The sequence below is a fragment of the Streptomyces sp. NPDC052299 genome, from assembly GCF_040679335.1.
GTDB lineage: Bacteria > Actinomycetota > Actinomycetes > Streptomycetales > Streptomycetaceae > Streptomyces.
Genome location: NZ_JBFAUP010000055.1, coordinates 1 through 1,753 on the forward strand (window position 1 = coordinate 1; position 1,753 = coordinate 1,753).

Sequence of the window (1,753 nt, forward strand, 5' to 3'; positions counted from 1 at the left end):
AGGGCTTGCCGGGAATCAACACGTCGGTTTGATCTTGTTGTTGTCGAGGTCGAGGAACCTCGCGATGTCAGTCGGTGTGCGGAAGCGGGCGGTCGAGGCAGGGATGTGAACTCCGTGGGCTTCCAGGAGCGGGCGGACGTCTTTCGCTGCGCGGCTGATGGTCATGGCGGTGGTGTTGAAGAGCTGGCCCAGGAGGTCCATGGTCGCGAGTCTTCGCAGGTGGAGCACGGTGGCCAGGACCCGGTCAGCTGAGGTGAGCTTGGGTTTGGCTCCTGTACCGGGGGCCATCAGGCGTTCGTGGCCTCTGCGGGTGCGGAGCACTTGCTCGCGTTGGATCTCCATCGCTGGAGTCAGTACGTCGATGAGTTCGTTGAGTTCCCGGCGGGTCATCCCGGTCAGTTCCGGGTCCTGTAGCGAACGCTGCGTGAGGCGGGCCGGACCGTCCGCCTCGGCCTCGTCCTGTGTGCTGGTGGTGGTCGCCGTGTCCGTCGGGCGCTGGGGGTGGAGGGTGTAGTTCCAGTCGCCGTGGAAGCGGTGGCGGGTGATGGGCAGGGCGGCGATCTTGTCGTCGCTGACGCGGATGCCGGTGGGGTACTCACCGCTGTCGAGTTCGGCCTGGACGGTGAGGCCGGTGCGGCTGGTGGTCGCGGCGATGGTCTGGAGCATGACTTCGTGGCTGGTCAGGGGCCTGCCTCGCCAGTTCATGGTGATGTGGGAGAACAGCCGGTGCTCGATCTTGTTCCACTTCGAGGTGCCGGGCGGAAGGTGACACACCGTGACCCGAAGGCCGGTCTCGGCGGCGAGATCGGCGAGCTGGGTCTTCCAGCCCCGGGTGCGGTAGCCGTTGGATCCGCCACCGTCAGCGGTGATCAGCAGCCGACGGGCGCCGGGGTATTCGTGCCGGCCGACCGCCTGCCACCAGCGGCGGATCGAGGCGACGGCGAACGCCGCCGTGTCGTGATCGGTGCCGATGCTGACCCAGCCGGTGTTCGCCGTCATGTCGTAGATTCCGTAGGGAATCGCCTTGGCGGCCTGGCCGGGGAAGTCGTGGGTCTTGACCCTCACGGGCTGTCCTGCGGGCTGCCATTCGTGCCCGGCGTTCTTGTAGTCGCCGATCAGTTCCTTCTTCTTGCTGTCCACGCTGATCACCGGGTCACCGGAGTCCCTGTGGTCTCGTGCCTGCTCGTTGAGGTAGTGGAACTGGGCGTCCCGGTCGGGGTGCTGAGTGCCTTCGATGGTCTTGGTGTTGGCCTGCAGGCTGAAGCCTTCCTCGCGCAGCAGGCCGGCGACGGTGTCGGCGGAGATCCGGTGCCCCTGGCGGGTGAGCTCCGCCGCCAGTTTCCGGGTCGACTTCGTCGTCCAGCGCAGCGGCGACATCGGGTCCCCACGCTCGTCGGGCTCAACCAGCGCCAGCAGTGCCGGCCGCAGCCCAGAGTCCAGGTCGGCCGCCTTCTTCCGCCCTCCGCCGGGATGGCGCACCCGCCCCAACGGGGCCTGACCGGACTCCAGTTCAGCCGCCCCACGCGAGACCGTGGCCTCCCGGACTCCGGCTGCAGCGGCGACGATCCTGATGCCGCCGTGCCCCAGCGACAGTGCTTCCGCCCCTATGGCCAGCCGACGCTGACGCTCGTCCAGATGCGGCAACAACACCCGGAACTTCGCCGCCAGAACGGCCTCGATCCCCTCCGGTCTCCCCATACCAGACCAACGAGCCCCACAGCCGGAAGCCACGACTTGTTTCCCGGCAAGCCCT

The 1,753-nt window shown here is 67.7% G+C and carries 1 protein-coding gene; it reads right to left on the reverse strand.

Translation table 11 applies throughout. The features are described 5' to 3' along the window. Positions 1-15: 15 nt before the first annotated feature. Positions 16-1,698, reverse strand: a complete 1,683-nt coding sequence (locus AB0L33_RS35110; RefSeq protein ID WP_365687825.1) for an ISAzo13 family transposase — start codon at positions 1,696-1,698, stop codon at positions 16-18. Positions 1,699-1,753: the final 55 nt, after the last annotated feature.